Below are 4,370 nucleotides of genomic sequence, written 5' to 3'. Positions count from 1 at the left end.
ACGAGCAGGGAGGCTCCCTGCGTGATGGCGTAGGCCGCACCGGCGACCACCGCGAAGGCGGTGTAGACCAGCGTGTCGCGGTAACCGATCCGCTTGTGCTGTTCGTTCTTCATCTGGTTGAAGTCGGTCGTGAGGACGCCGACCTCGGTCATGTTCGCTTCTTGCATCATCTTGAGGATGTCAAGCCGCTTGCCGTAGATACCCAACTTCAGCTTGATCTTTTCGCCGGGACCCCAACCTCGTCGCCGAGGCTTTCGAGCTGCTCGGCGAGACTCGGCAGGAGTGCGGATCGTCGTAACGGTGTTCCAGACGCCGTCGTGCGGCGCGTGGTGCGGCCGGGCGTTCAGGAAACCGGCGGGTGAACTCCCGCAGGACGACGGCCAGTTCCAGCCGGGCCAAGGGCCCGCCCATGTAGACATGCCGGCCAGCTCCGACGGGGCGATGGGATTGGGGACGAGCCGCGCGAGGTCGACCGGCCGGGCCAGGTAGACGCGTCGCAGCACGTCCCTACTCGCGAGCTATGACCTCCGCGCGAGGTCGACCGCTGATGACGTCTTGGTCGCCGTGGATGCCTGGCCGGCTCGCCGCTTGACGAACCCCAGCGGCCAAGCCGACCGTCCGCGGGCTCCATCGACGGGAACCGCGTCGGCCCCCATGACAGGATGTGCCCGATCGCTCCGGATGCGGGCGGTCGATCCTCCAGGGGCACGGTGGGGGAGCCCCTGGAGGCGCGAGCGGCTGTCCGCGCCGCATGCCTCGCGGGCCTGACGAGGTTTCGCATCCGCCGCATCACCGTCAACTTTTAAGCAGCTACCGCCCGCCGTCCTGCCGAGGGAGATCATCATGGTACCGACCATCAGTTATGGCGACTGGAGCAGCCACTGTGGAGGCGGTCTCACTGTTAAGATCTCCGTCGCCGCCTTCCTGGGCGAATCCGCCGAGAATTTCGACGTGGATACCATCGCCGCCAGGTACCGCGATGCCATCGACCAGGCCCTGCCACCCAACGTGAGTCTGTGCGGCGACGAATTCTACGGTCCTCACTATGAGATGGACCAGCACTTCGAGAACCACCCCAAGACTGACCAAGGCGCACTTGATATCGCCACGATCATCACTAAGGTAGATCTCGCCGAGATCGCCAGACAGCACAAGAAAACCTCGCTCTAGGCACAGGGCCGCTCACGAGGAAACTGTCCGCCAGGACGACGTCATAAGCCGCATGACCATCGAGTTATGTCCGCCAAAAAGAAGCGTAGCGTGCGCTGACCGATAAATCGCGAGTGAAGCCAGGCCTTAGCAGATACATACCTGGGATGCGGTGTATTCACCCACGGCACCCGCTCTGGGCAAGCTATCGTCCAGGATGCCCGCCCGCCGTTGTAAATCCATCATTTCAAGTCGAACGGGTCGCCCGCTCTCTCCTAGTTGGACAGCGCTACGCACTCTCGGTGAGTCCGATCGGCCAGGTCCACCCGGGTGAGCGTGGCAGCTTTGCGCCCATGCGGACCCCTTCGCTTGGGGACCTCGGCGACGGGCGAAGTCGGTCCTTCCGCACGGCGCTCACCTCGGTGTTTCGAGATCGCTGGTTGCGTCGCGCTTGTGGTCCTATCGCCAGGGCCCTGGCTGGCGTCCAAGATGGGCACGGCGGCGGTCGGCGCTTGCGCGGCGCCGGACCGGTGCAGCGACCACGTCACGGGAATCCCCCGGGGGCATTGCCCGCGCCGGAGGCGTTAGGGTGTCATGAGCAGAAGCCTTTCCAGTATATTTCATGACCCTTGGTAAAGTCATCGGGGCGCGCCTAGCGCAGGCCGTCGTATCGCACGTAGAAATGGCGTGCGGATTTTCACAACGCGCACGTAGGTGATCAAGGTTAATTTAACCGCCAGCAATATCTAACCTGGAAGGATGAGGCGGTCAACGGAATCAGGTTCGGTGCCCATGAGTGGAATTGTGGCAGGCAGGAGAACTTCGACAAGCCGGTTTGCTGGGGCGGTGGCGCGCCCCTGGCGGGCCGCAGACAAAGTCGTGCGCTGGCGGCGGCCGCCAGGTCGCCGCGCTGGACCTCAAGCAGACTCGGTCGGAGTGCGGTGCGCATCACGGTCCTTTAAGGATCAGTCACCGGTGGCGACGACACCGGCCCTTTCGAGCTCAGTACGGCACTGCGGGCCGGGACGACCGGGCGGTGTAGCGTTCCCGCGGGGACGGTGAGCGCGCTCAACCGCCCCCAACACGTCGCCGACCTGGAAGAGGGGCTGGTTGTACCAGAGATCCTCGACCTCGTCGATCAGTTTCTGGACGTCCACGTTTCCAAAACGGAGAACGCTGGCCGGTAGTTGATGGAGTACTCGATCTGCGGCATGGCTTCCTAAAGTGGCAGCGATGATGGAGGCTATGCCCGGGGAGGCTAGGCGCACGTGGTCGGCTAGGCGCACGTGGTCGTCGGTAGGCCAGGGCGGGCGCCCCCATGTACCTGCTGCGCCATGCCGCCGCCTCTCGCCTCTCTCCCTTCCTCGCCTCCTGCCCACCGTGCTGGTGGGGCTGCGCCGCAGCGGGCACTCTTCAACTCGGCCGGCAGACCCTCTCAGGTATCGGACGCGATTTCACCTGCCGGTGCGATGCGGGTCCGGGCGGCCGGGTGCGAGGCTCGTCCGCATGACAAGCAACACGACCCGCCTCGCCGCGGGGATGCTCGCCGCCGCCGCGATCACGGCCGCCGGCGTCGCCAGCGTGTCCGCCGGGATCTTCGAGCACCCGGCTGCCGAGCACCGGTCAAGCACCATCGCTCAGCAGAGCGCTACACGCGGAGACCTTGTCTCCGCCACCCGCCTCGGCGCCATGTCCGCCGACCGGGTCCGCTCATGGCTGGCGTCCGACGGTTTCGACACCGCGTCCGTCCGCCACGGCGTGGACACCTACCGGCTCCTCTACCGGACAGTCGACATCCGAGGCCGCGCGACGACCGCCAGCGGCCTGCTCGTCCTGCCGCGCAGCCGGGAGCGCCGCCTCGCCACGGTGTCGTACACGCACGGCACCATGAGCTACAAGCCGGACGCCCCCTCGACGGCGGACGACGTCTGGGGCCCCGGCCCCGCCGTCACCTACGCCGCGGCCGGGTTCGCGGCGGTCGCGCCCGACTACCTCGGCCTCGGTCTCGGGCCCGGCGTCCATCCCTGGAAGGACGTGCCGTCCGAGACGAGCGCGTCCCTCGACATGCTCCGCGCCGCACGCCACTTCGCACCGCGCACGGGCCGGGACCTGGACGGCCGGGTCTTTGTCACCGGCTTCTCGCAGGGCGCCTCCTCGGCCCTCGGCCTGGCCCGGACACTGCAGGACGGCGCCGACCCGCACTTCCAGGTCCGCGCGCTGGCGCCGATCAGCGGAGGCTACGACTTCCAGGGCGCTGAACTGCCCGCCCTGCTAAGCGGGGACCTCGCTCCGAAGCTGTCGGTCGCCTACACCTCGTACCTGCTGACCTCCTGGAACCGCATCCACGGGGGCGTCTACGAGACCCCGTCGGAGCTGTTCCGCAAGCCCTACGCCGAGCGCGTCGAGAAGTATTTCGACGGCACGACGCCCGGGCCCGTCATGCTGCGCGGCCTTCCGAACACACTGGACAAACTCCTCACCCCGCGCGGGTTCGCGGTGCTGCGCCATCCGTCCGGTACGTTCGCCGACGCGCTGCGCGTGGACGCGGAGGTCTGCACGGCCTGGACGCCGCGCATCCCGGTCCGCCTCTACAAGATGGCCGGTGATGAGCAGGCCGTCACCGCCAACACCGACCACTGCGCCGCGGGATTCGGGGAACGCGGCGCCGCTGTGCCCGTCGTCGAGGTGGGCGACCGGCTCTACGGCGGCTCCCGCCACCTCGGCTCCAACCTCGCCGGCACCGCCCGGATCGTCCGCTGGTTCGGCGAGCTCAGGTGAAGTGGATGGCCTCCAGCTCGTCGGCTGCGTCGCGTTCAAGGACGGTGACGTCGGCGGCAGCGGGCCGCCGTTGCGGGCGCGGGTGATGAGGGGCGTCAGCGGCGGGTGAACGCCACGGAGGTCGATTGGCTGAACCGTCGTGAACAGGTCATGCAGGTCATGCAGGACAGCACCCCGGCGCATCGCCGGTTCGCTGCCTGGACCAAGGCGTGACTGTGGCCGCGGTTGCACCGGGCCGTGCTGGAGGAGCCGGGTGGCCGCGGGATGGCCGCGGGATGGCCGACTGGAACAGCGCGATCGTGGACACCGCCGCCGTCCGAACGAAAAAAGGGGGGGCACGCTGACCGATCCCAATCCGGTCGATCGCACCACCAGAGGCAGCAAACTCCACGTCCTTTCCGACGCCCAAGGGCTGCCGCTGGTCGTGGGCGTCCCGGCCGCCA

At 67.5% G+C, this 4,370-nt stretch carries 4 protein-coding genes and 1 pseudogene; 4 read left to right on the top strand and 1 reads right to left on the bottom strand.

Translation table 11 applies throughout. From position 1 onward, the window contains the following. Window positions 1-503: hypothetical protein (locus tag AB0C84_RS45310; protein ID WP_361078952.1), on the bottom strand; the 503-nt coding region annotated here is incomplete at its 3' end. 340 nt (window positions 504-843) lie between these two features. On the opposite strand from AB0C84_RS45310, the gene AB0C84_RS45305 reads away from it, so the two are divergent. The 4 genes and pseudogenes from AB0C84_RS45305 to AB0C84_RS45290 all read left to right on the top strand — a co-directional run. Continuing rightward, window positions 844-1,170: a hypothetical protein gene (locus tag AB0C84_RS45305; RefSeq protein WP_361078949.1), complete on the top strand. Its 327-nt coding sequence runs from the start codon at window positions 844-846 to the stop codon at window positions 1,168-1,170. 1,037 nt (window positions 1,171-2,207) lie between these two features. Beyond that, window positions 2,208-2,336: a hypothetical protein gene (locus tag AB0C84_RS45300; protein WP_361078946.1), complete on the top strand. Its 129-nt coding sequence runs from the start codon at window positions 2,208-2,210 to the stop codon at window positions 2,334-2,336. Between the two features lie 319 nt (window positions 2,337-2,655). After that, the gene (locus AB0C84_RS45295) at window positions 2,656-3,927 is read left to right on the top strand and encodes a hypothetical protein (RefSeq protein ID WP_361078943.1); all 1,272 of its coding nucleotides are present in this window, start codon (window positions 2,656-2,658) and stop codon (window positions 3,925-3,927) included. A gap of 253 nt (window positions 3,928-4,180) precedes the next feature. Next, window positions 4,181-4,370: pseudogene (locus AB0C84_RS45290) on the top strand (hypothetical protein); the annotation flags it as partial.

Source organism: Actinomadura sp. NPDC048955 (assembly GCF_040649435.1).
Taxonomy (GTDB): Bacteria; Actinomycetota; Actinomycetes; order Streptosporangiales; family Streptosporangiaceae; genus Spirillospora; species Spirillospora luteofluorescens.
Note: the sequence above shows the minus strand (reverse complement) of the source record. Positions and strands in the feature narration are given on the sequence as shown.

What these genes read in the sequence shown, in the direction of transcription:
- AB0C84_RS45305 (WP_361078949.1), top strand. Translation starts at nt 844, where the DNA reads ATGGTACCGACCATCAGTTATGGCGACTGGAGCAGCCACTGTGGAGGC.
- AB0C84_RS45295 (WP_361078943.1), top strand. Translation starts at nt 2,656, where the DNA reads ATGACAAGCAACACGACCCGCCTCGCCGCGGGGATGCTCGCCGCCGCC.